21 protein-coding genes are annotated in these 25,628 nt (G+C 57.3%); 11 read left to right on the plus strand and 10 right to left on the minus strand.

All coding sequences use genetic code 11. From position 1 onward, the window contains the following. Positions 1–463 precede the first annotated feature (463 nt). The 5 genes from JIO00_RS15905 to dctM all read left to right on the plus strand — a co-directional run bounded on the left by JIO00_RS15905 (position 464) and on the right by dctM (position 4,595). Positions 464–739, plus strand: a complete 276-nt coding sequence (locus tag JIO00_RS15905; RefSeq protein WP_141213412.1) for a hypothetical protein — start codon at positions 464–466, stop codon at positions 737–739. A gap of 135 nt (positions 740–874) precedes the next feature. After that, complete coding sequence (locus JIO00_RS15910) at positions 875–1,360, plus strand: hypothetical protein (RefSeq protein WP_042932021.1); 486 nt, start codon at positions 875–877, stop codon at positions 1,358–1,360. 259 nt (positions 1,361–1,619) lie between these two features. Beyond that, on the plus strand, positions 1,620–2,615 hold the full coding sequence (gene dctP, locus JIO00_RS15915) for a C4-dicarboxylate TRAP substrate-binding protein DctP (protein ID WP_010460763.1): 996 nt from the start codon (positions 1,620–1,622) through the stop codon (positions 2,613–2,615). Between the two features lie 67 nt (positions 2,616–2,682). Continuing rightward, entirely contained in the window at positions 2,683–3,315 is a 633-nt protein-coding gene (locus JIO00_RS15920) for a TRAP transporter small permease (RefSeq protein WP_083376620.1), read from the plus strand. Beyond that, complete coding sequence (gene dctM / locus JIO00_RS15925; protein ID WP_010460767.1) at positions 3,312–4,595, plus strand: C4-dicarboxylate TRAP transporter large permease protein DctM; 1,284 nt, start codon at positions 3,312–3,314, stop codon at positions 4,593–4,595. The genes JIO00_RS15920 and dctM overlap by 4 nt, the downstream gene beginning before the upstream one ends. Before the next feature lie 70 nt (positions 4,596–4,665). On the opposite strand, the gene JIO00_RS15930 is transcribed toward dctM, so the two are convergent. The 4 genes from JIO00_RS15930 to JIO00_RS15945 all read right to left on the minus strand — a co-directional run bounded on the left by JIO00_RS15930 (position 4,666) and on the right by JIO00_RS15945 (position 8,675). Then, positions 4,666–5,064: a DUF1850 domain-containing protein gene (locus JIO00_RS15930; RefSeq protein WP_010460768.1), complete on the minus strand. Its 399-nt coding sequence runs from the start codon at positions 5,062–5,064 to the stop codon at positions 4,666–4,668. Further along, positions 5,061–7,088 carry a TRAP transporter permease gene (locus JIO00_RS15935; RefSeq protein ID WP_010460771.1) on the minus strand — a complete coding sequence of 676 codons (2,028 nt, stop codon included), beginning with the start codon at positions 7,086–7,088 and terminating at the stop codon, positions 5,061–5,063. Before JIO00_RS15935 ends, JIO00_RS15930 begins: the two co-directional genes overlap by 4 nt. 81 nt (positions 7,089–7,169) lie before the next feature. Further along, positions 7,170–8,123: a TAXI family TRAP transporter solute-binding subunit gene (locus JIO00_RS15940; protein WP_010460773.1), complete on the minus strand. Its 954-nt coding sequence runs from the start codon at positions 8,121–8,123 to the stop codon at positions 7,170–7,172. A 171-nt stretch (positions 8,124–8,294) separates the two neighbouring features. Next, positions 8,295–8,675 carry a response regulator transcription factor gene (locus tag JIO00_RS15945; protein ID WP_010460776.1) on the minus strand — a complete coding sequence of 127 codons (381 nt, stop codon included), beginning with the start codon at positions 8,673–8,675 and terminating at the stop codon, positions 8,295–8,297. A gap of 801 nt (positions 8,676–9,476) precedes the next feature. Here JIO00_RS15945 and JIO00_RS15950 point away from each other — a divergent pair. Together JIO00_RS15950 and JIO00_RS15955 are read left to right on the plus strand one after the other, a co-directional pair. Next, positions 9,477–11,735, plus strand: a complete 2,259-nt coding sequence (locus tag JIO00_RS15950; protein WP_200666252.1) for a nitric-oxide reductase large subunit — start codon at positions 9,477–9,479, stop codon at positions 11,733–11,735. Between the two features lie 81 nt (positions 11,736–11,816). Then, entirely contained in the window at positions 11,817–13,349 is a 1,533-nt protein-coding gene (locus tag JIO00_RS15955) for a sensor histidine kinase (protein WP_200666254.1), read from the plus strand. A 42-nt stretch (positions 13,350–13,391) separates the two neighbouring features. On the opposite strand, the gene JIO00_RS15960 is transcribed toward JIO00_RS15955, so the two are convergent. From JIO00_RS15960 to JIO00_RS15975, 4 genes are all read right to left on the minus strand, one after another. Continuing rightward, a complete protein-coding gene (locus tag JIO00_RS15960) occupies positions 13,392–14,384 on the minus strand; it encodes a TerC family protein (protein ID WP_200666256.1) in 993 nt (330 codons plus the stop codon). Positions 14,385–14,689: 305 nt separating this feature from the next. Beyond that, positions 14,690–16,474 (minus strand): SulP family inorganic anion transporter, encoded by a 1,785-nt coding sequence (locus tag JIO00_RS15965; RefSeq protein ID WP_102594145.1) that lies wholly within the window; start codon positions 16,472–16,474, stop codon positions 14,690–14,692. A 217-nt stretch (positions 16,475–16,691) separates the two neighbouring features. Beyond that, a complete protein-coding gene (locus JIO00_RS15970; RefSeq protein ID WP_154504875.1) occupies positions 16,692–17,468 on the minus strand; it encodes an SDR family oxidoreductase in 777 nt (258 codons plus the stop codon). After that, positions 17,462–17,794, minus strand: a complete 333-nt coding sequence (locus tag JIO00_RS15975; RefSeq protein ID WP_172791098.1) for a nuclear transport factor 2 family protein — start codon at positions 17,792–17,794, stop codon at positions 17,462–17,464. The genes JIO00_RS15970 and JIO00_RS15975 overlap by 7 nt, the downstream gene beginning before the upstream one ends. A gap of 105 nt (positions 17,795–17,899) precedes the next feature. Between JIO00_RS15975 and JIO00_RS15980 the strand changes: the two genes are divergently transcribed. Beyond that, complete coding sequence (locus JIO00_RS15980) at positions 17,900–18,817, plus strand: LysR family transcriptional regulator (protein ID WP_102594142.1); 918 nt, start codon at positions 17,900–17,902, stop codon at positions 18,815–18,817. A 61-nt stretch (positions 18,818–18,878) separates the two neighbouring features. Here JIO00_RS15980 and JIO00_RS15985 read toward each other — a convergent pair whose 3' ends face one another. Further along, entirely contained in the window at positions 18,879–20,318 is a 1,440-nt protein-coding gene (locus tag JIO00_RS15985) for an HD domain-containing phosphohydrolase (protein WP_200666258.1), read from the minus strand. An 88-nt stretch (positions 20,319–20,406) separates the two neighbouring features. On the opposite strand from JIO00_RS15985, the gene JIO00_RS15990 reads away from it, so the two are divergent. Together JIO00_RS15990 and JIO00_RS15995 are read left to right on the plus strand one after the other, a co-directional pair. Further along, positions 20,407–21,180 (plus strand): alpha/beta hydrolase, encoded by a 774-nt coding sequence (locus JIO00_RS15990; protein ID WP_077747721.1) that lies wholly within the window; start codon positions 20,407–20,409, stop codon positions 21,178–21,180. Between the two features lie 63 nt (positions 21,181–21,243). Further along, the gene (locus JIO00_RS15995) at positions 21,244–22,821 is read left to right on the plus strand and encodes a GMC family oxidoreductase (RefSeq protein WP_200666260.1); all 1,578 of its coding nucleotides are present in this window, start codon (positions 21,244–21,246) and stop codon (positions 22,819–22,821) included. A gap of 107 nt (positions 22,822–22,928) precedes the next feature. On the opposite strand, the gene JIO00_RS16000 is transcribed toward JIO00_RS15995, so the two are convergent. After that, positions 22,929–24,104, minus strand: a complete 1,176-nt coding sequence (locus JIO00_RS16000) for a XylR family transcriptional regulator (protein ID WP_200666262.1) — start codon at positions 24,102–24,104, stop codon at positions 22,929–22,931. Between the two features lie 179 nt (positions 24,105–24,283). Between JIO00_RS16000 and xylA the strand changes: the two genes are divergently transcribed. Beyond that, the gene (gene xylA / locus JIO00_RS16005; protein ID WP_200666264.1) at positions 24,284–25,600 is read left to right on the plus strand and encodes a xylose isomerase; all 1,317 of its coding nucleotides are present in this window, start codon (positions 24,284–24,286) and stop codon (positions 25,598–25,600) included. The last annotated feature ends 28 nt before the right edge of the window (positions 25,601–25,628 follow it).

Below are 25,628 nucleotides of genomic sequence, written 5' to 3' on the forward strand. Positions count from 1 at the left end.
TGTCCTAACCGACAGCCCTGCTACACCGCCGGCAAAGCGCCAGCCTCCTGATATGGAACACCACATCGCCTACAGATGGGTGTCCTGCATCGCCTTTTTTTGTCGCCTAAGCTGATGTCCAGAATGTCGGCCCTACGCTGCCGAACGATAGTAACGTAAAGCATTTGCTCAATGAGCGGCCCCCATAAAGATTCGGCGCTCCTATCGCCTCATTGAACCATGACAATTCACAGCGTTTGTATAATTTCGCCATACAAAGGCACTGCGCACAATTGCAGCTGTCACCTTCGTTATCGAAGCGCTTAGACAAGCCGAGTAAATCATTCTTAGGTGTTACCTGGTCATACTAAGAGGTTAGTCAGGCAACCGATCGTAGAAGCCATTAAATGCTATTTTCAGCGGACAATAAATTCGTTCCGTGGAGGAATGTCTTAGCCCATATTTTTGCATTGGAGAAAACGCTATGAAATTTCTGTCCATGCTATTGGCTATTGTTGCGATAGCGAATTTTGGATTCGCTGGTCCGCCTAGCTGGATTGCGAAAGATACTGTGTTTTCGGGCCCTGACACGCGCGCCAGCACTAATGCGAAGGACATATCTTCGAAAGCTCCGGTTGCATCCGACACTGCAGGTAACGTCGGATCGATTGGTTTTGCATACGATAAAACGGATCGCCTTGGCTTGAATCGTCGTGTGTCTGATATTACCAAGCGAAGTGATATCAATCGCAAATCATAGAAAAGAACAGAATGCTATAGCGCCAATGCAACCGCGCAAATAATGCAACACACAGTTGTAAACTTCTACGTCCGCGCCGCCATGGCCCATAAATGCCTTGGTTGCTTATTTGTACTTATATCTACAGGCACTTTAATGATCCGTTTTTTTCTAGCGACAACCGCCATCCTGGTGTCATTCAGTTGCTCGGCAGGGTTGCGAATTACTTCACCTGACCATGCCTGTACAGTGCTCAGCGATACTCGACTGCGCGCGAATACATGGTCAACCAGCGCGGATGGGACGGAAGGTTGTTCGAGTCCTGTACGGGATGTCAGCGTCGACAGTACTAGCGGCAATACTATTAGATTTGTTGCACAAGGCGCCGACCACATACCTGAACATCTCAGTCTGATCATCGATATCGCGTCGCCCTCTCTCGCCGATGATGCCAAGCGTGAAATGATCAAAGCCACCAAGCGCCTCTCGGTGAGAGCGCTGGGCTTATCAATACCGCATAAGATTGACGAATCGATACTGAAAGGCGAGAACGTGCAACTTGAAGTGGGCAGTGGCGTCGTGACGATCACCCGTACTAACCGGGCCCAGGGGGCGTATCAGTTGACGTTGACCATGCGATAAACGCCGGATAACAACGCCGAAATCACCGAAGCCGATTAAACACGACACGCCGCTAACCCTTAGCGCATTCACGCCAAGCGTTAATATTGTAAGAGAGTGTTTCCGAAGGCGGCACCCTCTTACAGACAAGATTTCTAACTACATTCAGTCATCTCCTTTCAAATGGCGGTTTTCTGCCTAAACTTGCTCTTGTCCGCCGTGCGCATGCTTTTCAGAGCATGGAATCGCACGAAAAACTAAAACAAGAGGAATTCCCCCCATGTTCAAACCCATGTGGAAAGCACTCGCCTGCGCCCTTGCCCTTGGCACCATGAGCACGGTCATGGCTGCTGATCCGGTGATTATAAAATTCTCCCACGTCGTTGCAGAGCAGACTCCCAAAGGCCAAGGGGCCCTGCTGTTCAAGAAACTGGTGGAAGAACGCTTGCCCGGCAAGGTCAAAGTAGAGGTCTACCCCAACTCTTCGTTGTTTGGCGATGGCAAAGAGATGGAAGCCTTACTGCTCGGGGACGTACAGATGATTGCACCGTCGCTGGCCAAGTTCGAGCACTACACCAAGACCGTTCAACTGTTCGACCTGCCTTTCCTGTTTGATGACATCTCCGCCGTTGACCGCTTTCAGCTGAGCCCGCAGGGCCAGGGACTGCTCAAGTCAATGGAAGACAAGAACATCACAGGACTGGCCTATTGGCACAACGGGATGAAACAACTGTCCGCGAACAAAGCGCTCCGAGTGCCGGGTGATGCCCGTGGGTTGAAGTTCCGGGTACAGGCCTCTGCCGTGCTAGAGGAACAGTTCAAGGTCATACGCGCCAATCCACGCAAGATGAGCTTCGCCGAGGTTTATCAAGGCTTGCAGACCGGTGTTGTCAACGGAGCGGAGAATCCTTACTCGAACATCTACAGCCAGAAAATGCATGAAGTACAGAAGTACATCACCGAATCCAACCACGGTGTACTGGACTACATGCTGATCACCAACACCAAATTCTGGAATGGTTTATCGCCAGAGCTTCGTGGCGAGCTGGACAAGATCCTCGTCGAAGTCACCGCCCATGTGAACAAAGAGGCCGAGCAGCTGAATCAGAACGCCAAGCAGAGCATCATTGCGGCCAAGACCACCGAGATCATCATCCTGACGCCTGAGCAGCGCGACCAATGGCGCGTTGCGATGAAGCCCGTGTGGAAGAAGTTCGAAGGCGATATCGGCGCCGAGCTGATCACCGCGGCTGAAGCTGCCAACCAGGCCCAATGATCGGTGGACGACAGGTGTTGCCGCCCTGGCAGCACCTGCCTGCCATCCGCTACAGGAGATGCCATCCATGAATGCTCTTCGGCGCATCTGGGAACACTTCGAGGAAGGCTTCATCGTCTTCCTTCTGGCGGCCATGACGTTGGTAACATTCGTCTACGTTGTCCTCAACAACCTCTACACCCTGTTCTACCGCCTCGCCGAGAGCTGGGAAGGCGCCAGCGAATCGCTGTTCGCCATCGGCGACGGCGTCATGGGTATGGCGCAAGCCATGACCTGGAGCACCTCACTGACCAAGGCCCTGTTTGGCTGGCTGATATTTTTCGGGCTGTCGTACGGCGTGCGCACCGCAGGCCATATCGGCGTCGACGCCCTGGTCAAGCTGGCCAGCAAACCGGTGCAACGGTTCATTGGCATCATCGCCTGCCTTTTCTGCCTGACTTATGCCGGGTTGCTCAGCATCGCCAGTTTTGGCTGGATCCAGACCCTGATGGTTGCCCAAATTGGCGCCGAAGACCTGGGCCAGTACGGGATCATGCAATGGCACATCGGGTTGATCGTCCCCGTAGGGTTCGCCTTGGTTTTCATCCGTTTCGCTGAAATTCTCGTGCGCATCCTGCAAAACAGGCAGACCGGCCTGGGCCTGGCTGATGAAGCCGCAGATGCGTTGAAGCTGACCGAACACGAGGATGACAAGTCATGACCATTGCCTTCCTCTTTGCATCATTGTTCGTGCTGATGTTGATCGGCGTTCCCATTGCTATCTCCCTGGGGTTGGCAGGCTCACTGACCATCGTTTTTTTCAGCCCGGACTCGGTGCGCTCACTGGCGATCAAGTTGTTCGAAACGTCTGAGCACTACACGTTGCTGGCCATCCCGTTCTTTCTGCTCGCAGGGGCCTTCATGACCACCGGTGGCGTCGCTCGGCGGCTGATTGACTTTGCCAATGCCTGTGTCGGTCATATTCGTGGTGGTCTGGCTATCGCTGCCGTGTTGGCGTGCATGTTGTTCGCTGCCCTTTCAGGATCGAGCCCAGCCACTGTGGCGGCGGTGGGTTCAATTGCCATTGCCGGCATGGTCCGCTCCGGTTATCCGCAGGCCTTCGGCGCGGGGATCGTGTGTAACGCGGGGACGCTGGGCATCCTGATTCCACCCTCGATCGTCATGGTGGTCTACGCCGCCGCGACCGAAACGTCTGTCGGCAAACTGTTCATGGCGGGCGTGTTACCAGGCCTGCTGCTGGGGTTGGCGCTGATGGTGGCGATCTACATCGTCGCCGTGAAGAAAAAGCTGCCCGCCATGCCGCGCGCGACGTTCCGTGAATGGCTTGGCACGGCACGCAAGGCGATCTGGGGTCTACTGCTGATGTTCATCATCCTGGGAGGTATCTACTCCGGGATGTTTACCCCCACCGAAGCTGCGGCGGTGGCGGCCGTGTACTCGGCCTTCATCGCCTTGTTCGTCTACAAAGACCTGACGTTCCGCGAAACGCCAAAGGTCCTGCTGGACTCGGCCAAGCTGAGCATCATGCTGATGTTCATTATTGCCAACGCCATGCTCTTCGCGCACGTTTTGACCACCGAGCAACTACCGCAACAGATCACCGTGTGGGTGATAGAGGCGGGTCTGACACCGATGATGTTCCTGCTGGTGGTGAACATTGTGCTGTTGATTGCGGGGGCCTTTATGGAACCTTCGGCCATCATCCTGATCCTGGCACCGATCCTCTTCCCCATCGCCATGAAGCTGGGTATCGATCCCATTCACCTGGGCATCATTATGGTGGTGAATCTGGAGATCGGCTTGATCACGCCGCCCGTGGGTCTGAACCTGTTCGTGACCTCTGCTGTGACGGGTATGACACTGCCGGCAACCATCAGAGCCGCCATGCCTTGGCTGATGATACTGTTCCTGTTCCTGATCCTGATTACCTACGTGCCTTGGATCTCCCTGGCTTTACCAAACTGGCTGGGCATGAGCTGATGCCTCCCCTGTCCGGGTACTGGACGTTCGTATCCGGACAGGGCTTTCACGTTTGTGCTACCCCGGCCACTTAGTGTTGTCCTGAGTCCGTCCAGCAACTCCATAGATCCACTGAGGCCGGGTTGCTGACGGGTGGCCCTAGCCACTCGCTCATCTCATGACATTGCTGTTGGAAGCATAACTGGTAGTCACCTGCTTGCGGGGTGCGTCCCAGACTCAGAGGCTGCAAAGGCGGCAGGTGACGTTGATAGTGCCAACTGCCTTTTTCCAACCTGGCCTCCGGGGGAATCTCCATACCCGCGCCATTCCCTTTGACCCTGGCCTCGGTGAGCACAAGTCCCTGCTCCGAGACTCGGTAGTCTTCTTCCCAACGAATTTTTTCAATTGAGTGGTTCCAAGCCAGTGTAAAGCTTGAAACAGGGAGTTGGGCCCAGGCGACGCCGGCCAAACCCAGGCACAAGCCAATCATGCGATGGCCGGTCTGACACGACGAGATCGCCAGACATGCTGAAGTATTATCAACACACCCAGCACGAAACCGATTTCGTCAGTCAACGGCAGCGCAACGACCAACAAAGCACCTGCGGCGAAACTCAATACACGCTCCCAAATCGGCATCTTCTGTTGCAGATAACCTGTGGACGCCATTCCCCAGAGGCCAACGGCCAACACTGTCTTCACCAACATATAAGCCGTCATCCACAAATTGTCGCCTTGCATCATGAGCGCAGGGTTGTAGACCGCCATGAACGGAATGACAAAGCCAGCCAATGCAATACGAACCGCCCACAGACTGATCTTGAATCCTGTTTCCTTGGCGATGGGCGCTGCGGCAAAGCATGCCAAAGCAACCGGTGGCGTAAGGTCTGCAAGAATTCCGAAATAGAAAACGAACATGTGCGACACGATCAGCGGCACACCCAACTCAAGCAGAGCAGGTGCTGCAATCGAACTGGTAATGATGTAGTTGGGAATCGTCGGGATACCCATGCCCAACACAAGGCAGGTAATCATCGTCAGTATGAGTGACAACAACAAATTATCCCTGCCGATGGCCAGTATGTAACCAGCGAAAGTCGAGGCTATCCCCGTCAATGACACTACGCCGATGATGATTCCCACTAGCGCGCAAGCAATCCCGACCGGTACAGCATGGCGAGCACCTTCGACTAACGCATGCAGGCAAATACTCAGGGTTGCTCGGCCTCCCTGAATGAACCAGCAGATGACCACTAACGTGGCGATCACCGCAAAGATCACGCTAATACCCAACTGGAAAAAACCGACGCAGAGGACACCAAGCGCAATCCAGAACGCACACCGCATCGCGTAACTGGACACCCGGAGAATGATTGCCGAACCGAGAATAACGATGGCTGTTAGCGCCAGACCCACCATTCCGGAGAACAGCGGAGTACGTCCGGAAAAAAGCAGGTAGACCAGGACAAAAAGCGGAATCAGCAAATACCAGCTTTCCTTTACCGCACCCCATGCGCTGGGGCATTGGTCTTTGGGTAACCCCTTAAGGTCGGAGCGTTTTGCCTCAAGGTGAACCATCCAGAACACCGAACCGAAATACAGGATGGCTGGAATTAACGCAGCTTTGGCGATCTCTACAAACGGGACATTAATTGTTTCCGCCATAATAAACGCGACAGCCCCCATCACAGGCGGCATCAGTTGGCTGCCCATGCTCGAAGTCGCCTCTACGCCGCCAGCAAATGCTGCCTTGTAGCCGAAGCGCTTCATCAATGGAATCGTGAACTGCCCGGTTGTGACAACGTTCGCAATGCCTGAGCCTGTGATCGTCCCCATCAAAGCCGATGACGCGACCGATACTTTTGCCGGCCCCCCGAGTTTGTGGCCAAACAGTCCCATCGCGAAATCTGTGAACAATTTGATCATGCCGGCCTGTTCGAGAAAGGACCCGAACAAAATGAACAGGAAAATATAGGTAGCGGAAACGTAGGTTGGTGTCCCGTAGAGACCTTCGGTGCCGAATGACAACTGGTTGACGACTTGATCGAATCCGTAGCCTCGATGAGCCAGGTCGCCTGGCAGGTATTCACCCAATAGACCGTAGGCCAGAAACAAACCACAGATGACAGGCAAAGCGATCCCCATCACCCGACGCGCGGCCTCAAACACCAAGGCGATCAATACCAGCCCAACCACCATGTCAGCTGTAGTCAGGTCACCTGAACGCTGGATCAAATCCGCCTCGAAGAACCATTGATACAAAGCAGTGGTAATCCCCGCGAGGCTCAATATCCAGGCCAGCGGCTGCCAAGGACGTGCTCTGCCATACGCCGGGTAACTCAGAAACACCACCCACAACAGGAAACCAACGTGCACCGCGCGCAGCACCTGGCTGGAAACAGGCGCAAACGCAGCGGTAACAATCTGGAAAACAGAAAACAACAACGCCACGTAGAACAGCGTCTTAGGCCAGTCGCGTGGGTTGGCGGCGATGCCATGATGATCTTCGCTCATTGGGTACCTGCCTCAAAACTACATAGAAGGGTACGAACCGCTCTATCGCTCTAGCGACCATCCCCGTGGCGCATTTTTGGATTACAGCGCTCCAGCTTCCTTGTAGTAGCGCTCGGCACCGGGGTGAAGTGGAATGGGTAAATTCCTGGCAGCATTTTGCAACTTGATGTCCTTGGCGGCTGAGTGAGAATTACCCAGGCGAGTGAGGTTTTCGAACATCAGCTTGGTCATCTGGTAGGCAACATCCTCTGAGACGTCCTCGCGCGTCACAAAAATATTAGTGATCGCCACAGTAGGCAGTGACTCAGGTTGTCCGTCATAGGTATTGGCTGGAATTTGTGCAGGCTGATAAGCGGCATTGCCGATTTTCGTAACCACATCAGGAGGAATCGCGACGTAGTTCAATGGCATGGTTGAGGAAAGGTCGCGGATGGCCGCCATGCCTAAACCCGAGGACTGAAGCGTGGCATCTAACTGACGGTTTTTGATCAGCTCTACCGACTCCGCGAAGGGTAGGTATTGGACTTTGCTCATGTCTTCGTACGTCAATCCCGCCGCTTTGAAAATCGCACGTGCGTTCAGTTCGGTACCGGACTTAGGGGCGCCGACGGAGATGGTTTTCCCTTTCAAATCCGCCAAGGTTTTGATGCCGGACTCTTTATTCGCAACAATTTGAATGTAGTTCGGATAGGCGCCTGCAATTGCTCGCAACTTTGTCAGCGGGGCCTTGAATCCTGCATCTTCCACGCCGTTTTTTGCATCAGCCACAGAGTCCCCAAGCGCCAGAGCGAGCTCCCCACGACCAGCTTGTAAAAGGTTGAGATTTTCCACCGAGGCTTTGGTCGCCTGCACAGAAGTCTTCGCCCCCGGTATCCCATCGCTGTATATCTGTGACAGCCCAACCCCAATGGGGTAATAAACCCCGCTAGTCCCTCCGGTAAGAATATTTATGAACACAGGTGCGGCGTTAGCTGCGCACGAGACTGTCAACGCAGCGGTGGCCGCAAAGAGGCTAAAGCGACTGGTTACTCGCATGGAAAACTCTCCGTCTTGTTATGGCTTTATGCAGAGTCTTACCACTGTAGTCGAAACCAACGACTTGAGTGGGAAACTGAGTTGGCCTGATAACCCGACGCCACGTGCAGACTTGGCAAAACACCCGATAACGATAGGGAGCAGAGCGAATCGTCACTCGGCCACTCATTTCTATTCGGCAGGTCTCCCACTCAGGACATGCTGCACTCGCCGCATGAGCTGCTCAGAATCGAAGGGTTTCTTGAAGTAGCCCACGGCCCCCAGTTCCCGCGCTTTTACTTCGGGAGTCTCACCGATGCAGGCGGTAATGAATATCACCGGAAACCGCATGTCGCGCGCCAGCAACTGTTCCAGCATTTGCAAGCCATTCATCCCCGGCATGCGAATATCCGAAATCATGCATGAGGTCGAATCCAGCGCATAATCGGCCAGACATTCCTCGGCACAGGCATAGGTTCGCGTCACATATCCCATTGACCTCACCAGACTGTCCAGCGACATGCGAAGTGTGTCGTCGTCGTCAACGATCGAAATGATTGGAATATTTGACAATTAGTTCAACCTTGAGGTTATGGGAGCTGATTGACAGAACTCCACTTGTGTTAAGACGCGCATCCGCACCTCAATATTCATGCTGCTTCAGAAAATCATCAAACACGCGAAACGTTTGCGGCACCGCGCTTCGGCTAAAGACAGACAGCGACAAAGTCGATGACACGGCTCTCGATGGCCATGTCCACCGAATCGGGGAATGTCGCCCCTGAACACTTGGAACAGAGTGCCAGATAAACGTAAATATTTATGGGCAATTAGGTATGGTCACATTATATGAAAGTATAGTTTTTCAGAGCTCGTAACTTCTACCCGTGGTTGTTGAATAGCACCTTCCTGCCCAATGCGACGACCTACTATCAATTGTCAAATTCCACCCTACAATCCGAAAAAAATAAATAACACGCCAGTTCATGATACTCATTGGCAAGCCAGCACCTGAAAAGCCCCAAAAACGCATTAAATGCGCTTAAGTTAATACCAAAGAATGATCAACTCATACGAACATACCTCCGAAAAACCCCTAGGCATAAGTGACTCGCCTATTCATTCCGTTATTATTCGATCAACGCTGAAAAAACGACATACCGTCGTTTTTATGCGCTCAACGCGATACCGCTCCGTTTGGAATTGACACTCCCGGTTTGATACCTCCTTTTCAAAGCGGGCTTTAGCGCTCTTTTTACCGAAAGAGCGCTTTTTTTATCAATACGAAGTTGCGCATTTTTTTATAACCGAATTACACAAATGCAGCGCACGCGCTCGCTGTGTGAATTCAACAGGCAAACGCCGAGGTGATTCATGGGTGAATACCGAAGATTATGGTGGATTTTGATCGGCATTCTTGGGGTCACGTTCTGCCTGCTGGGCTGGTTTGGGCGCGAGATCTATCGCCAGGCGCCACCGATTCCGCAATACATACAGAGTGTCGACGGCCACACGCTGTTCAAGGCCGATGACATTCTGGATGGGCAAACGGCCTGGCAGAGTGTCGGTGGCATGCAGCTGGGATCCATCTGGGGGCACGGCGCGTACCAGGCACCGGACTGGACGGCAGACTGGTTGCATCGCGAGTTACTTGCCTGGCTCGAACTGGCGGCGACTGACAGCTATGACAGACCCTATGCCGAGCTGGGTGAAGAGCAACAGGCCTTTTTACAACATCAGCTCAAGCGTGAGTACCGCAGCAATCGCGTGATTGACGGCACGTTGGTACTCAGCGCTCGCCGCAGCCAGGCAATGGAGCAGACAGCAACGTATTACGATGCCCTGTTCGGCGGCGATCCCACCCTGCACAGCAGCCGTCAAAGCTTCGCGATGAAAGAGGTAACCCTGCCGGACCCTGCACGGCGCAAGCAAATGACCCGCTTCTTTTTCTGGACAGCGTGGGCAGCCGCGACCGAGCGAGACGGCCAGAACGCCACGTTTACCAACAACTGGCCTCATGAACCCCTGATCGGTAATACACCGACGGCCGAAAACATCATCTGGTCGATGGCCAGTATCATCATGCTGGTGGCGGGAGTGGGCTTCCTCGTTTGGGCGTGGGCGTTTTTACGCAAGCACGACGACGCTGAACCCGTTGCACCCGCCCGAGACCCCATCAGCCTGGTGACCTTGACGCCCTCGCAGAAAGCCTTGGGCAAGTACCTGTTGCTGGTCGGCGCCCTGTTCGGGTTTCAAGTGATGATGGGTGGATTGACAGCCCACTACACCGTCGAGGGGCAAGATTTCTACGGGATCCCGCTGTCCAAGTGGTTCCCCTACTCCCTCACTCGCACGTGGCATCTACAGAGTGCGATGTTCTGGATCGCCACCGGCTTTCTCGCCGCCGGGCTGTTCCTTGGCCCGATCATCAACGGCGGAAAAGATCCGCGGTGGCAAAAGCTCGGCGTCGATCTGCTGTTTTGGGCGCTAGTGGTGGTCATCATCGGCTCTTATTGCGGCAACTTTCTCGCCATCGCCCAGTTGTTGCCAGCCGAGTGGAGTTTCTGGCTTGGGCATCAGGGCTATGAATATGTCGATCTGGGCCGACTGTGGCAGATCGGAAAATTCGCCGGTATCGTCTTCTGGCTGGTGCTGATGTTGCGTGCCATGGTCCCCGCGCTACGCAGCCCGGGCGATAAAAATCTGCTGGCGCTGCTCGCATGCTCGGTGGTTGCTATCGGCCTGTTTTACGGAGCCGGACTGTTTTATGGCGAACGGACTCACCTTTCGGTAATGGAGTACTGGCGCTGGTGGGTGGTGCATCTGTGGGTCGAAGGTTTTTTTGAAGTTTTTGCTACCAGTGCGCTGGCATTCATCTTCACCAGCATGGGCCTGGTCTCGAAGAGAATGGCGACGACCGCCACGCTCGCGTCCGCGTCGTTGTTCATGCTCGGCGGTGTACCCGGCACGTTTCACCACATCTACTTCTCCGGGACTACTACGCCGGTCATGGCCGTAGGGGCGACATTCAGCGCTCTGGAGGTCGTGCCACTGATTCTGCTGGGGCATGAAGCCTGGGAAAACTGGCGTCTGCGCGACCGCGCCCCGTGGATGGAACGCGTGCGTTGGCCATTACAGTTTTTCGTAGCCTGCGCCTTCTGGAACATGCTCGGTGCCGGAGTCTTCGGTTTCCTGATCAACCCGCCAATCGCGCTGTTCTACATACAAGGTTTGAACACCACCCCGCTACATGCCCACGCTGCCCTGTTCGGTGTCTATGGCTTCCTGGCGCTGGGGTTTGGCTTGTTGATCCTGCGCTACATTCGCCCCGACCTGCGGTTCAACAATCGCCTCATGACCGTTGGGTTCTGGTGGCTGAACGCGGGCCTGCTGCTGATGATTTTCACCAGCCTGCTGCCCATCGGCCTGATGCAGTTCTACGCCAGCGCCAGCCAGGGTCTGTGGTATGCACGCAGCGAAGCGTTCATGCAGCAAGACTTGATGCAGACGCTGCGCTGGATGAGAACCATTGGTGATGTGGTGTTCATGGTGGGTGCCTTCGCCGTCGTTGCACAGATCACTCGCGGGTTAATGTGGACGTCGTCGAAAGCGCTGGTGAGTGAGGCTGCGTAACGGTCCAGCGGTAAATGGGCGTCGCCCCTCGGCGACGCTGACCGCGACGGTCAACCTGTGCCATTGTTAAAGGGAAAAAACATGCTGCTCACGCGACTTTGCAAACGTTTCCTGGAGTCAGACCGGCTGGCGTTTATCGCCTCTGTATCGGCGGCAATCACTATCTCCGTCATCAATCTTTTGATTGACTCGGATCTCGCGCATGCCGTGCTCTACATCACCCTGTTGTTCATGTCGGCGCATGTTTTTTCGATCCGGACAGTGACCATTGTCGCGCTGTTCTGCTTCCTCCTGGTCACCGGCAGTTTCATCATCGATTACTTCTACCAAGCCACAGGCAGCATTGTTGGCTACATCAGGTGCCTTGTCTCGCTGGTGACCATCACCTTGCTGACTGTACGCAGCAAATGGTCGACCAATGAATTGCGCCGCAATCAGGCTTTTCTGACCGGGGCGCAACGTTTGAGCCGGACCGGGAGCGTCGGGTTGCGCTTCGATCACGGCCAATGCAAAGAAATACGCTGGTCCGAGGAAGCCTTTCGCATCTACGGTTACCCTCGGGATATCGAGCCGTCCTGGGCGCTGATGACGGCAAGGCTGCACCCGGAAGATCACTTGCTGGCTGGCGGACTGTTTACCCGACTGGCGGCCGGGGTGCCGGACATTGAACTGGAACAGCGCTTGATCATGCCGGATGGCAATTGCCGCTACGTGCAGATGGTTTTTAACGCCATCAACCTGAGCAATAGCGCCCATAGTCGCGAGTACGTGGCGGCGGTGATGGACATCACCTCGGAGCGCCAAGCCGAGCAGGCGTTGTTCGACTCCCGAGCTCAACTGGCGCATGTCACCCGGATGACATCGCTGGGTGAACTCGCCGCCTCCATCGCCCATGAAGTGAACCAGCCGCTGGCAGCGATCGTTTCCAGCGGAGAGTCGTGCATGCGCTGGATCGACCGTGATAAACCGGAACTGGAAGAGGCAAAGTTGTCTCTGAATCGCATCATCCAGAGTTCGATGCGCGCCAGTGACGTCATCACCGGCATCCGTGCGTTGTCGAAGAAGTGCGTTCCACAACGTCAACATCATGCCTTCGACAAAATCGTGACTGACACTCTGCTGCTGGTTCAGCACGAGATGAGTCATAAACACATCAAACAGCATTTGTCGCTGGATGCCGCCGACGCTCGCATCAATGGCGATCGCGTGCAGTTGCAACAAGTCATCATCAATCTCGTCATGAACGCCTGCCAGGCCATGGGCAATCTGTGTGAAGGAGCGCGCTCGCTGAACATTTGCACGAGGGTTGAGCGCAACGAAGTGATCATAGAAGTCAATGACAGCGGCGAAGGCATTGATGTCGCCGATTTGCCGTCACTGTTCAACCCGTTCTATACCACCAAGGCTGAAGGGCTGGGCATGGGGCTGTCTATTTGCCGCTCGATCATCGAATTTCATGACGGCAGGATCTGGGCCACGAGTATCAAGGGACAAGGCGCTACGTTTATGTGCGCCTTGCCACTGCTCTTGCCAGAACCGCCCGTCTTGAACCCGGCCCAGGACACCGACACTGACACCCAGTGGTCGACGGATTTGGACGTCAGTTTCGGTTGAAACTGAGGCGAACAAGCGGTGCTGGCCGCCACCTTTGGGGATTTACACCTGCGGGCCAGCAGAGGCCTGATCGCGGGTTTTCCACAGCGACAGCAGCACACCGCTCAGCAGCATCCCCAGGGTCACGCTCAAGGAAATGACCGCGGGAATCTTGCCGATGATGCCGACCAGGAAGATCTTGGCACCGATAAACACCAGCACCAGTGCCAGCGCGTACTTGAGGTAGGCGAAACGGTGAATCATCGCCGCCAAAGCGAAATACAACGCACGCAGACCAAGGATGGCAAAGATGTTGGAGGTGTAGACAATGAAGGGGTCTTGGGTGATGGCGAAGATCGCCGGCACACTGTCCACGGCGAACACCAGATCGGCACACTCGATCAGCACCAGGGCCAGGAACAACGGCGTCACCCAGACCACGGACTTGCCGCTGGCGTCCGCTTGGCGGACGAAGAAGCGCCCTTCATGCAGTCGCTCGGTCACCCGCATGTGTTTGCGCAGAAACTTCACCAGCAGGTTTTCGCTGAGGTTCGGGTGGGCATCGACCTTGCTGAACAGCATCTTCACGCCGGTCAGTAGCAGGAAAATGCCGAACACATAGAGAATCCAGCTGAACTCGGCGATCAGCGCCGCCCCCAGGCCAATCATGATCGCGCGCAGCACGATGACACCGAGAATGCCCCAGAACAGCACCTCGTGTTGATACTTACGGGGGATTGCGAGAAAGCTGAAGATCATCGCCATCAGGAATACGTTGTCCATCGACAACGATTTCTCGATCAGAAAGCCGGTGTAGAAATCCATCCCGGCGTCACCGCCTTTGATCTGCCAGACCCAGAGGCCGAACAGCAAACCGGCCGTGATATAGCCGGCAGACAGCAGCAGACTTTCACGAACACCGATTTCTCGCTGCTCACGGTGCAGCACCCCGAGGTCGAACACCAACAGGCCTATTACGATGCTGATAAAGGCGAGCCACAACCAAGTGGCGGTGCCGAGAAACTCGGCCAGGAAGAACGGTTCCAGGGCAGTCATAAGCCCCTCCTCTAGGTGTCGAAGTTATACAAACTGCAACTCCGACATGGCAGCGGTTAGCTGTCAGAGGGGCCCGGCATTGCGAGTTCAAATCTAGAGAGGCGTGTGGGGTTTCTCAATCACGCAAGGTTTGCAAGTTATTTCAAATCGGTAGGCCGTAGCGGAAGTCGGAGTGCCGATAGGCAGAGATCCTATCTGCATGCAGAGGCATCACCCTGGACGCAGGCGGACCGCTTATCGCCGATTCTGCAACTCGCAAGCGACTGCTGCAGGCCCAATAGCAGTCGCTCGAGCACGATCGCGACTCAGCGTGTCTCGTCCTGCCCTGCCCCATCCCTCGAATGGATCACCAGGTAGCTGTCGACGGCATCGTCAATGGTGGGAAAGAATGCCGTTTCGCCAAGTCGCGCGAAAAGACCGAATCGCTTCAGCTTATCTTTGACCGGGTCCTTCATCTCGGCCATGCACAACTTGATGCCTGCGGCGCGCAGGGTTTCGTCCAACTCCAATAGCATGTCGGAAGAAGTGACGTCGACACTGGTGACGGGTTCCGCTGCAACGACTAACCAGCGCACGGGCGTTGGCGATGCCGCCACTGCGTCCAGCACGCGGTCATTGAACAGTTCGGCGTTGGCGAAAAACAACGGCGCATCCCAGCGAAACAGCACCAGGCCGGGGATGAGGCTTGCGTCGGGATAGCGCTGGATATCGTGGTAGCCCTTGACCCCCTTGGCTTGTCCCAGCACTGCGGAATACGGCCGCCAACCATCCCACAGAAATTCGATGACGGCGACCACGATGGCCAGACCGATGCCCTCGATTGCGCCGAACACAGCCACGCCGACAGTGCAGACGATCGACAACCAGAACTCCCAGCGCTGGATGCGATAAATGCGTCGCAGGTCAGCGACTTCAATCAGACCGATGGCCGACGCGATCACCACCGCTGCCAATGCACTGCTGGGCAAACTCTGCAACAGGTCCGGCCCCACCATCAGCAGCAGGGCCACGGCCAATGCGCCGACAACGCCGGTCAACTGGGTTTTGGCGCCCGCAGCTTCGGCGACAGGGGTACGAGAGGAACTGCTACTGATCGGAAAGCCTTGAAAAAATCCGGCCGCCAGATTGGCAAAACCGAGCCCTGCCATCTCCTGGTTCGGATCGACGTGGGTTCTGGTCCGTGCTGCATAGACACGAGAGAGCACACTGGTGTCGGCGAACGACACAAGTGCGACGGCGCAGCCGCCGATGAGCACGGGGATAATATCGGCTCGGGTGATCCAGGGGATGGTCAACTCCGGTAAACCTTGTGGAAGCGAACCGAGTACCGACACCCCCGCGCGTGTACCAAGGTCCAGCATACCGACAACGACAGTGGCGCCTGCCACTGCAATCAAGATGCTCGGCACGCGTTTGTAATCCTTGAGTAGCAGGATCACGATCAAGGTGGCTGCGCCGATCATGAACGCGGTCCAGTTGGTCTTTCCTTCCATCACCGCGGTGACGACGGCCCATATGTTTCTCAGCGGGCCGTCTGACTCAATCGAAAAACCGAAGAGCTTGGGTAATTGGCTGATGAGTACAGTCAGCGCGATGCCGTTCATGTACCCGTAACGGATCGGTTTGGACAGCAACTCCGTAATGAACCCTAAGCGCATGATGCCCGCCAGGATGCACACGGTTCCTGAAACGATCGCCATCATGCCCGCCAGTGCGATGGCGCGTTGTGGATCGCCGCCCGAAAGGGGCAGGACGACCGCGAGAATAACGGCGGCCAGTGAAGAATCCGGGCCAAGCACCAGAATTCGGCTGGGCCCAAACAACGCGTAAGCGATCAGAGGAACGATGGTCGCATAGAGGCCATAGATGCCGGGCACGCCCGATGCCACGGCGTAGGCGATGCCAACGGGCACCAACATCGTGGTGAGCACCAACCCGGCCATGATGTCGTGACGCAACCAGGCAACCCGGTACCCGCGTAGCGTGCGAAGTCCAGGAAGCCAGCGACCCCACCCGGTTTCGTTACCGACACCGCGACGTGCAATCCGGCCCGGTTCAGGGACGGGAGGCAAAGAATCCGAATTGCTCATAGCGCTGTGGCCTGCGGTAATGTGATTAGACAGTAGCTCAATCAGGCAAATTGTCCCGTCCCGATGCCCGATTCCGAGGGGGCGAATGCCGGGGTCGGTAGCTGCCAATGATGAAATGCAGCTAACGGCCAAGCGGACATCCGCCAAATGTCCACCGGCAGTGAACACGCGCTGGTCGCTGGTTTCGGCATTCGGCACATTCGCGCGAAAAAGACGGCTAGACAGTCGGCACCGTTCCGCCATCGATGACAAACTCACTGCCCGTGATAGATGAAGCTCGAGGCGAAGCCAGAAAGCCAATCAGGTCGGCAACCTCTGACGGCGTCGATGGGCGCCCGAGCGGGATGCCCCCTAGTGCTTCCATGATGATCTGCTTGCCGCCTTGATAGTCAGTCCCTGCCTCCTGCGCGAGTCGCTCGGCCAATGCGACCGAGGCTTCGGTTTCAACCCAGCCCGGCGAAACCCGGACAACACGGACGCCTTTGGGCGAAACCTCTTTCGATAAACTCTTGCTGTAAGTCGAAAGCGCAGCCTTGGCCGCTGCGTAGGCTGTCGTAGCGTCCGGCAGAGGCAGCCGACTCTGGATGGAGGTCACGTGGAGGATGACCCCTTCCTTTCGCCCCAGCATATCCGGGAGCAAGGCACGATCCAGGCGCACGGCCGGAAACAGATTCAGATTGAGCTCACGTTGCCACTGCTCTTCGTCCAGTGCAGCGAAGCCACCGCCAGGTGCCGACGAACCACCCAGGACATGGATGATGATGTCCACACTGCCCAGTCGCTGTCGGGTCGCGGCGATGACTGCATCGCAGCCTTCCCGGGTCGAAAGATCAGCCAGAACCAACAGGCCATCCGGCAGGGCACTGTTTGGCTCCCGAGCAGAGGTAATCACCTTCGCGCCCTCGGCCAGGAACAGGTCGACGACGGCCTTCCCGATGCCCTTGGTGCCTCCGGTGACGAGGACTCGCTTACCACTCAAGCCAAGGTTCAGCATGGCGTGATCTCCAAGGAGGCTATGCGATCGCTCTCCAGCGTGAAGACGTGACTCAACTGAACCGGGCTACCGGGAAAATGGCCGGTAAGCCGTGCAATGACGGTCAGCCTGCCCTCTCCCTGCATTGCCTGCAGAGGTTGAACGTCAAAAGAGAAAGCCCGCCGGACCTCCCTCTGCCAGACTTCGATGGCCTGAATGCCTTCATGCGTTTTGTTTTCATCGAACACCCTGGCATGCGAGCAGAAGCAGCTCGCAAGTTGTGATAGGTCGCCGCCATTGCTGACATCGAAGTACGTCTCAACGGCGACGGGAAGCTTAAGGCTCATTTGTTGATCTCCTGGATGGATTACCTGGAGTGATCTTGCGACCTGACTGATAGTTTGCTCAACTGGGATAAACTTTATGACCTATCCCATAATCCAGGACAATTCATGTCAGACCCTCGTTTAGGCCTGAGCGAGCTGGACGCCGTTATAGCGGTTGCCCGCAGGGCTTCGTTTCGACAAGCCGCCATCGATCTGAATGTCTCAACCACCGCGTTAAGCAGCACCATCGCTAAACTGGAAGCAAGCCTCGAAACGCGGTTGTTCAATCGCACGACCCGCAGCGTGGCCGTCACCGAGGCCGGCAGGATTTTTCTGGAGCAGGTGGGGCCGGCGCTGCAGGATTTGCGCGCGGCGCTCGACGCGGTGCGATCCCACAATGCCGGCCCTTCGGGTACGCTGCGCATCAATGCGTTCGCCAGCGCTGCTCGCGCAGCACTCCTGCCATTGGTGGTGGAATTCTTGCGGCATCATCCGAAGGTACACATCGACCTTGTCACCGAAGGCCGCCTGGTGGATATCGTTGCTGACGGCTTCGATTTCGGCGTACGTTCCGCAAGCCTCGTGCCGAGCGATATGATCGTGATCCCCCTCGGCCTGCCGCAACGGTACGCCGTGGTCGGTACACCGGCGTACTTCGACCAATACGGCAGGCCACGGACACCGCCTGATCTGCTCAACCATCGGTGCGTGCGTGTCCGTCTGCCCAATGGGGCGATTTTCCCGTGGCATTTCGAGCGAGATGGAGAAGTGACCAGGCTCGATGTGAGTGGGCCGCTCACGCTTGATGAACCGAGCGTCGTCAAAGCAGCGGTGCAGGAAAGCATGGGGCTCGGCTTTTTCATGGAGCAGGACGTCCGGGATGAAATCGAGGCTGGACAGTTCGAGCGGGTATTGGACGATTGGACGCCCCCCAGAGACAAGCTCTGCCTGTACTACCCTAACCGCCGCAACCCCTCCGCCGCGATCAAGGCATTCATCGCCCTGGCTCGCGCCAATCCGCCCGCCAAAGATGGACCCGCGTAAACGTCGCCCATCGATTGTACAAACGAGCCTCACACACTGATTAACCTGGCGCTACTCGGCATCAGGCGATCAAACCCAGCGTCAATCCTTTCAGGGTCGCGGCGGCTCGGGTCGAGCATTCCAATTTGCGAAATATGCTTTCCATGTGGGTGCGAACAGTGCTCGGACTGATGTCCAGCAGTCGCGCCACCTGCTTGTTACTAGCGCCGCGGCTGATTTCCAGGAGCACGTCACACTCGCGTGCGGTGAGTAACGAGCCCTTCGGCTGATGAGTCCGACGCTCGCCACGGGCAGCGGCGATAACCGCGTCACAAACATCCTTGTCGAACAAGCCACCGGCGGCATCCTGTGCGAGCAGTCTGGCCGCCTCCGATTCGCCATAGGCCGTCCTCCATGGCCGGGCTTCCCTTAGTGCGACCCAGGCCACGGAGGTGGCGAACAGTCGGTGCTCGGCACACAGTGCATCACCCATCACGCCTCGAAAATAACCACTGCCATTCAGCCGTTCGTAAGCATGGGCTGCAATCTCCGCAGACACGGCCAGCTCACTGATAGGCCTCAGCGCCTGCTGCGTCCAGTAGGGGACGAGGTGCACCCGCTCCACGGCGCTATAAGAAAGCGCCCCGGCGGTATTCCAGAGCTGGTTGGAAACGGCTGCCCGGCCGAGACCGTAAACGAGCGCTGCCTTGCCGATCGCAGTCAGGGAGGGTTCACCTAGCCCCCACGAACGTGCAGCCTCCATCGCAACATGCGCCACCCGCCGCGAATGCCCCGCCAGCCAAGGTAGCTTCAAGTCAATCACGTCCCCCACCAATGTCAGCGAGACCGAACGTTCGGCCTGCGCGTCGGCCGGGTGTTGCGAGAGGCCTTCCAGGTCTGCCAGCCACTCCCTGGCGTTATCCATGAGCAACGACGCGAGGGAGGCGGGATAACGCCGATCCGACTGGTCGCGAATCCAGCGCAGCGCCGCGTCCAGGCCATGTGCTCGACTGAGAATATCCAGATCACCTGCAAGCACCACCTGATAGGCGACCTCCGGAATGTGTTCATGGGTCAAGCCCAGCGGTCGGCCAGTCCCATCGTAGGTTTCGAATACGCCGCACAAGCCGGCCTCGACAGCGGCACCCAGTTCGAGGGTTCTCGCGACTTCGCCAGAGACCTCGCAGTGCACCACGGCAAGCGGGACCGCCTGATGCACCGCGTTCATTTTCTCTTTGCTCAGGGTCAGATCGAGCATCGCACGGCGGCCATCGACGTCATCACCCAGCAAATTTGCAAACCCTTCGGCGTTGGCGGTGCAACCTGACCAGCGCAGCAAGGCGACCTGCTCCGCTACCCTCTGATGCTCGCCCTCGCCGTGTGCGGCCTGCGCCAACCTCCGCGCCAGTGCGGCAACGCGTCGGGAATGCCCGAGGGGCTGTCCCATGCTGAGGTCCCCGACCTGGCCGATCGCCCACAACGCTCCGCTCAATGAGATGTCCAGGTGCAACGCGCTATCCATGAAAAAATGCCTTGGGTCGGATAAATGACCGATGCCCACGAAGCAGGCCAGTCAGCAGAATTTGAGCTCCCACACAGGAGCTGATGCAATGAAAACATTCAGATCGAAAGCCGCCACCGTCGCCTTTGCCCTTGCAAGCACATTGGTCGCGGGTGTCAGTCAGGCCAAAGATACAACGCCTTCGGTGGTCATCGTACACGGCGCATTCGCCGACGGCTCCGATTGGGCCAAGGTCGTGCCGCTTCTTCAGGCCAAAGGGGTTGCAGTTTCGGTCGTGCAAAACCCGCTCACCTCGCTTGCCGATGACGTCGCCGCGACGCAAAGAACCTTGAACAATCAGCCAGGCCCGGTCGTTCTGGTCGGTCACTCCTGGGGCGGCACCGTGATTACTCAGGCCGGCAGCGACGAAAAAGTCCGCGCCCTGGTGTACGTCGCCGCCTTTGCGCCTGATGCCGGTCAAACAAGCGGCGAGCAAGGAAAAGGCGCGCCCACGCCTCCGGGCATCAGCCAGATCAAGGCTGACGGCAACGGTTTCCTCTACTTGACGCCAGAAGGTATGGCCAAGGACTTCGCCCAGGACCTCCCTGCGACGCAGACCGCCGTGATGACCGCGACGCAAGGCCCCATCAAAGCCTCCGCGTTCGAGGATAAAACGACCGTTTCGGCCTGGAAGACCAAACCGTCGTGGTATCTGCTCGCCACCGAGGACCGGATGATCCATCCCGATGTCCAGCGCTCTGCCGCCAAGCGTATCGGCGCCACCCTGGCGGAGCTGCGCACCAGCCATGTCCCCCAGCAGTCGCAGCCAGCCGAAGTGGCCAAGGTGATTCTCGAGGCAGTGAAAAAAGTCGGCGAGCAGTGATTGCTGCGTGCGGCGCCACTAATAACCCAGAACTCAACCGCTGCATCGATACGGAACGGACGCATGAATCATCTGAGTGAGCGCAACTACGACTTCATCGTGTGTGGCGCAGGCACGGCGGGCTGCGTGGTTGCTGCCCGCCTTGCCCAACAGTCCAACGCACGCGTGTTATTGATTGAAGCAGGCAGCGAATACACCGGCCCAGAGGTTGTAGAACCCGCGCAGTGGCCGCTGAACCTCGGTTCGGAGCGCGACTGGGCATTCGAAGGACAAGCCAATCCCCACCTCAACGGTCGTCGTCTTTCCTTGAACATGGGCAAGGGGCTCGGGGGTGGATCCAGCATCAACGTGATGGTCTGGGCACGCGGGCATCGATCGGACTGGGATCACTTCGCTGCCGAGTCCGGCGACGCTGCCTGGGGATACGATTCGGTACTGGATTACTACCGGAGGATCGAGAACTGGCACGGCAGCCCGGATGCCGCACGGCGGGGTTCTGGTGGCCCCGTGCATGTCGAGCAGCCGGCTACACCTCAGCCCCTCGCCAGGGCAATACTGGAAGCGGCCAGCCGTCTCGGTATTCCCCGATATGACAGTCCCAACGGAGCGATGATGGAAGGCCCGGGCGGGGCCGCGATCACTGATCTGCGCATTAATCAGGGCAGGCGCGAGTCCGTTTACGATTCCTATATCCGGCCACGGCTGCACCAACCGAATCTGACGGTCCTCACCGGCGCATTGGTGGCCCGTGTCCTTCTTGACGGCTCACGGGCGGTCGGTGTCGAAGTGATCATCGAAGGGCAACGCCACTGCTTCTATGCCGAAGCCGAAGTCGTCTTGTCCCTGGGCGCGGTGAATACGCCCAAGGTGCTCATGCAGTCAGGAATCGGCCCGGAGCGCGAACTGCGCACCCATGGCATCGTTCCGATCAATCACCTTCCCGGCGTGGGTCAGAATCTTCAGGACCATATTGCCTTTGCCTGTACCTGGGAATACTTGCGACCCCAAGCTGTGGGCGGCGGTGGTTGTGAAACCACTGTGTACTGGAAAAGCGACAGTCGCCTGGACGCCCCAGACCTGCTGCACTGTCAGCTTGAATTTGCGGTGCCCTCCCCGGCTGAAGTGGGTATCCCGCCGCCGCAACAGGGTTGGACGACGTTCGCAGGGCTGGCCAGGCCTGTCAGTCGAGGGCGCGTGCGCCTATCGGGCGCCGGGCCATTGGATGCACCGCTGATTGAGCCGAACTCGCTGAGCGCACCCGAGGACATTGCGTCGGCGTTTGCGTCGATCGACCTCTGCCGGGCAATCGGCAACAGCGAAGCCTTCAATGGGTTGGTAAAGCGCGAGGTGGTCCCCGGGCCAAAAGATCACCGCGCCATGGAGCAGTTCATGCGCAATTCTGCAGTGTCCTACTGGCACCAGTCCTGCACCGCGAAAATGGGCCGAGATGCGATGTCGGTGGTCGACCATCAACTCCGCGTGTATGGCATCGAGAAACTGCGGATCGCCGATGCCTCGATCATGCCGCGAATCACCGTTGGCAACACCATGGCTCCTTGCGTCGTCATTGGCGAGCGAGCAGCCGATCTCATCCTCGCGGCGCATGGAGTGATCGCTCCGGTCACAGCGCCACTCGGATAAGGCAATGAGAACACTGACAGCGGGCGGCGGTATCGTCGACCTTGCAAAGAAAGGGAGGCAATTGACGGTCGCACCCCACAGCAATTGACCAAACACGCCTCGCGTCGCTATCTGGCGCCCTGCTGGTATTCACGGGGCGTACACCCAAACTCGCGGCGAAAAACGGTGTGCAGGTACTGCGCCGATTTGAAGCCGCAATTGCGCGCGATGTCGGCGATGGCTGAATCAGTGTTCTCCAGCCCGTTGGTGGCGGCTGCCAGTTTGAAACCCAGGATCTCGTCGTGGACGCTGCAGCCTCGCACATCGCGAAAGTGCGATTCCAGCGATGAGCGAGACACCCCCACGTAGTCCGCCACTTGCGCGGACTTGATGCCCTGGCAGGCATATTGGCGAATGAACAGCAGGGCTTGCATGACATATGGGTTGCCCAAGGGTTGGTGCAAACTCGAGACCTGCACGTTGATCGCATCCGGGGGTATCAGGATGTGCATGCCGGTGGAGGGCATGCCGTGCAGCATCTGGTGCAGCAATCGCGCAGCGGTGCGCCCCATGGTTTCGGTGCCCTGGATGACCGAACTCAGGGGGACCCGGGTCAAGCAGCGGGTCAACGGGTCGTTGTCGATGCCAATCAGTGCCACCTGCTCCGGGACGGCGATTCCGGCGGTCAGGCAGGCTTGCAGCAGCTGCCGGGCGCGGGCGTCACTGACGGCGATGATACCAATGGGTTTGGGCAGGCTCTGTAGCCAGTCGATCTGCTGCTCGACGGCGCTGTCCCAGAGTGGCGCGCTGGTGCCCATGCCCCGATAGACCTCAGCGTGCAGACCATCGCGTTGCATCAATCGTCGAAAGGATTTTTCCCGTTCCTGCGCCCAACGGTTGGCCTGCGCTTCCGGCAGGCTGAAGCAGGCAAAACGTGTCAGCCCTGCCTCGATCAAGTGCTTGTAAGCAAGGGTAATCAAGGCGTCGTTATCGGTGGCCACATACGGGATACCTTTCGGGTAGGCGCGCTCATCCTCGTAAGAACCGCCCACCGCCACCACGGGTAACTCGATACCGGCCAACGCCTCACCGATCAGCGGATCGTCGAAGTCGGCAATGATCCCATCCCCCTGCCATCGTTCGATGCCTTTCAGGCGACAGAGAAAATCCTCCTCCAGAAAAAGGTCCCAAGAGGCACGGGTGCTGCTCAGGTAATTGCCGATGCCGCTGATGATGCCGCGGTCATAGATCTTGCTGCCGTTGAACAGCAGCGCAATGCGGTGCACGGGAGGTACGGTTTTCATTGTTTTTATTATGGTCTGGAGGCAAGCCGTCCTGGACGGCGATTGGCACAGACTAGGCGTGCGGTCGACGAATCTCAATACTCAAAATCGCACCCTGTGTTGATGATTTTCGTAATCAGCGGTAACGGGGCCGTTGCTAGTATCGGGACACCGCCAAGAACAACAAGGACATTTGCCTGATGCCGTACTTCCCCAATGTCGACCAGATTCGCTACGAAGGCCCTGACAGCAACTCGCCTCTCGCCTTCCGGCACTACGACGCCGACAAAGTCATCCTCGGCAAACCCATGCGTGAACACCTGCGCATGGCTGCCTGTTATTGGCACACCTTCGTCTGGCCAGGGTCCGATGTGTTCGGTGCAGCAACCTTCAAGCGCCCGTGGCAACACACCGGCGACCCGATGGAGGTGGCCATTGACAAGGCGGCCGCCGCGTTCGAGTTTTTCTCCAAACTGGGTATCGACTATTACTGCTTCCACGACACGGATGTCGCCCCGGAGGGCAATTCGCTGAAGGAGTACCGCAACCACTTCGCGCAAATGGTTGATCACCTGGAGCGACATCAGGAAGACAGCGGAATCAAGCTGCTGTGGGGAACCGCCAACTGTTTCAGCAACCCACGCTTTGCCGCCGGTGCCGCCAGCAATCCGGACCCCGAAGTGTTTGCCTGCGCCGCCGCCCAGGTGTTCAGCGCCATGAACGCCACCCAACGCCTGAAAGGCTCCAATTACGTGTTGTGGGGCGGTCGCGAAGGTTACGAAACCTTGCTCAATACCGATCTGAAACGTGAACGCGAACAACTGGGCCGCTTCATGCGCATGGTGGTCGAGCACAAGCACAAGATCGGCTTCAAAGGCGACCTGCTGATCGAGCCCAAGCCGCAGGAACCGACCAAGCACCAATACGATTACGACAGCGCGACCGTTTTCGGCTTTCTCCAGCAGTTCGGTCTGGAAAAGGAAATCAAAGTCAACATCGAGGCCAACCACGCAACCCTGGCAGGCCATAGCTTTCATCACGAGATTGCGACGGCCGTCTCGCTGGGGATTTTCGGCAGCATCGACGCCAACCGCGGTGATCCGCAAAACGGTTGGGACACCGACCAGTTCCCCAACAGCGTCGAAGAAATGACCCTGGTGACCTATGAAATTCTCAAGGCCGGCGGGTTCATGAATGGCGGATTCAACTTCGACTCCAAGGTCCGCCGCCAGAGCCTCGATGAGATTGATCTGTTCCATGGCCATATCGGTGCAATGGACGTTCTTGCCCTGTCCCTGGAACGGGCAGCCACCATGGTTCAAGACGACCGACTGCAGCAACTCAAGGATCAACGCTACTCCGGCTGGCAGCAGCCGTTCGGGCAGGCGGTGCTGACGGGTGACTTCAACCTCCAGTCACTGGCCGAACATGCATTCGCTAACGAGCTGAACCCGCAAGCCGTCAGCGGCAGGCAGGAGATGCTCGAGAACGTCGTCAACCGGTTCATCTATCGCTGATCGCCAGCGAAGTCAGTCGGCAACGGGG

Source organism: Pseudomonas sp. SW-3, from assembly GCF_016615645.1.
In the GTDB taxonomy this organism is placed as follows: Bacteria; Pseudomonadota; Gammaproteobacteria; order Pseudomonadales; family Pseudomonadaceae; genus Aquipseudomonas; species Aquipseudomonas mandelii.

What these genes read in the sequence shown, in the direction of transcription:
- JIO00_RS15905 (WP_141213412.1), top strand. Translation starts at nt 464, where the DNA reads ATGAAATTTCTGTCCATGCTATTGGCTATTGTTGCGATAGCGAATTTT.
- JIO00_RS15910 (WP_042932021.1), top strand. Translation starts at nt 875, where the DNA reads ATGATCCGTTTTTTTCTAGCGACAACCGCCATCCTGGTGTCATTCAGT.
- dctP (WP_010460763.1), top strand. Translation starts at nt 1,620, where the DNA reads ATGTTCAAACCCATGTGGAAAGCACTCGCCTGCGCCCTTGCCCTTGGC.
- JIO00_RS15920 (WP_083376620.1), top strand. Translation starts at nt 2,683, where the DNA reads ATGAATGCTCTTCGGCGCATCTGGGAACACTTCGAGGAAGGCTTCATC.
- dctM (WP_010460767.1), top strand. Translation starts at nt 3,312, where the DNA reads ATGACCATTGCCTTCCTCTTTGCATCATTGTTCGTGCTGATGTTGATC.
- JIO00_RS15930 (WP_010460768.1), bottom strand. Translation starts at nt 5,064, where the DNA reads ATGATTGGCTTGTGCCTGGGTTTGGCCGGCGTCGCCTGGGCCCAACTC.
- JIO00_RS15935 (WP_010460771.1), bottom strand. Translation starts at nt 7,088, where the DNA reads ATGAGCGAAGATCATCATGGCATCGCCGCCAACCCACGCGACTGGCCT.
- JIO00_RS15940 (WP_010460773.1), bottom strand. Translation starts at nt 8,123, where the DNA reads ATGCGAGTAACCAGTCGCTTTAGCCTCTTTGCGGCCACCGCTGCGTTG.
- JIO00_RS15950 (WP_200666252.1), top strand. Translation starts at nt 9,477, where the DNA reads ATGGGTGAATACCGAAGATTATGGTGGATTTTGATCGGCATTCTTGGG.
- JIO00_RS15955 (WP_200666254.1), top strand. Translation starts at nt 11,817, where the DNA reads ATGCTGCTCACGCGACTTTGCAAACGTTTCCTGGAGTCAGACCGGCTG.
- JIO00_RS15960 (WP_200666256.1), bottom strand. Translation starts at nt 14,384, where the DNA reads ATGACTGCCCTGGAACCGTTCTTCCTGGCCGAGTTTCTCGGCACCGCC.
- JIO00_RS15965 (WP_102594145.1), bottom strand. Translation starts at nt 16,474, where the DNA reads ATGAGCAATTCGGATTCTTTGCCTCCCGTCCCTGAACCGGGCCGGATT.
- JIO00_RS15970 (WP_154504875.1), bottom strand. Translation starts at nt 17,468, where the DNA reads ATGCTGAACCTTGGCTTGAGTGGTAAGCGAGTCCTCGTCACCGGAGGC.
- JIO00_RS15975 (WP_172791098.1), bottom strand. Translation starts at nt 17,794, where the DNA reads ATGAGCCTTAAGCTTCCCGTCGCCGTTGAGACGTACTTCGATGTCAGC.
- JIO00_RS15980 (WP_102594142.1), top strand. Translation starts at nt 17,900, where the DNA reads ATGTCAGACCCTCGTTTAGGCCTGAGCGAGCTGGACGCCGTTATAGCG.
- JIO00_RS15985 (WP_200666258.1), bottom strand. Translation starts at nt 20,318, where the DNA reads ATGGATAGCGCGTTGCACCTGGACATCTCATTGAGCGGAGCGTTGTGG.
- JIO00_RS15990 (WP_077747721.1), top strand. Translation starts at nt 20,407, where the DNA reads ATGAAAACATTCAGATCGAAAGCCGCCACCGTCGCCTTTGCCCTTGCA.
- JIO00_RS15995 (WP_200666260.1), top strand. Translation starts at nt 21,244, where the DNA reads ATGAATCATCTGAGTGAGCGCAACTACGACTTCATCGTGTGTGGCGCA.
- JIO00_RS16000 (WP_200666262.1), bottom strand. Translation starts at nt 24,104, where the DNA reads ATGAAAACCGTACCTCCCGTGCACCGCATTGCGCTGCTGTTCAACGGC.
- xylA (WP_200666264.1), top strand. Translation starts at nt 24,284, where the DNA reads ATGCCGTACTTCCCCAATGTCGACCAGATTCGCTACGAAGGCCCTGAC.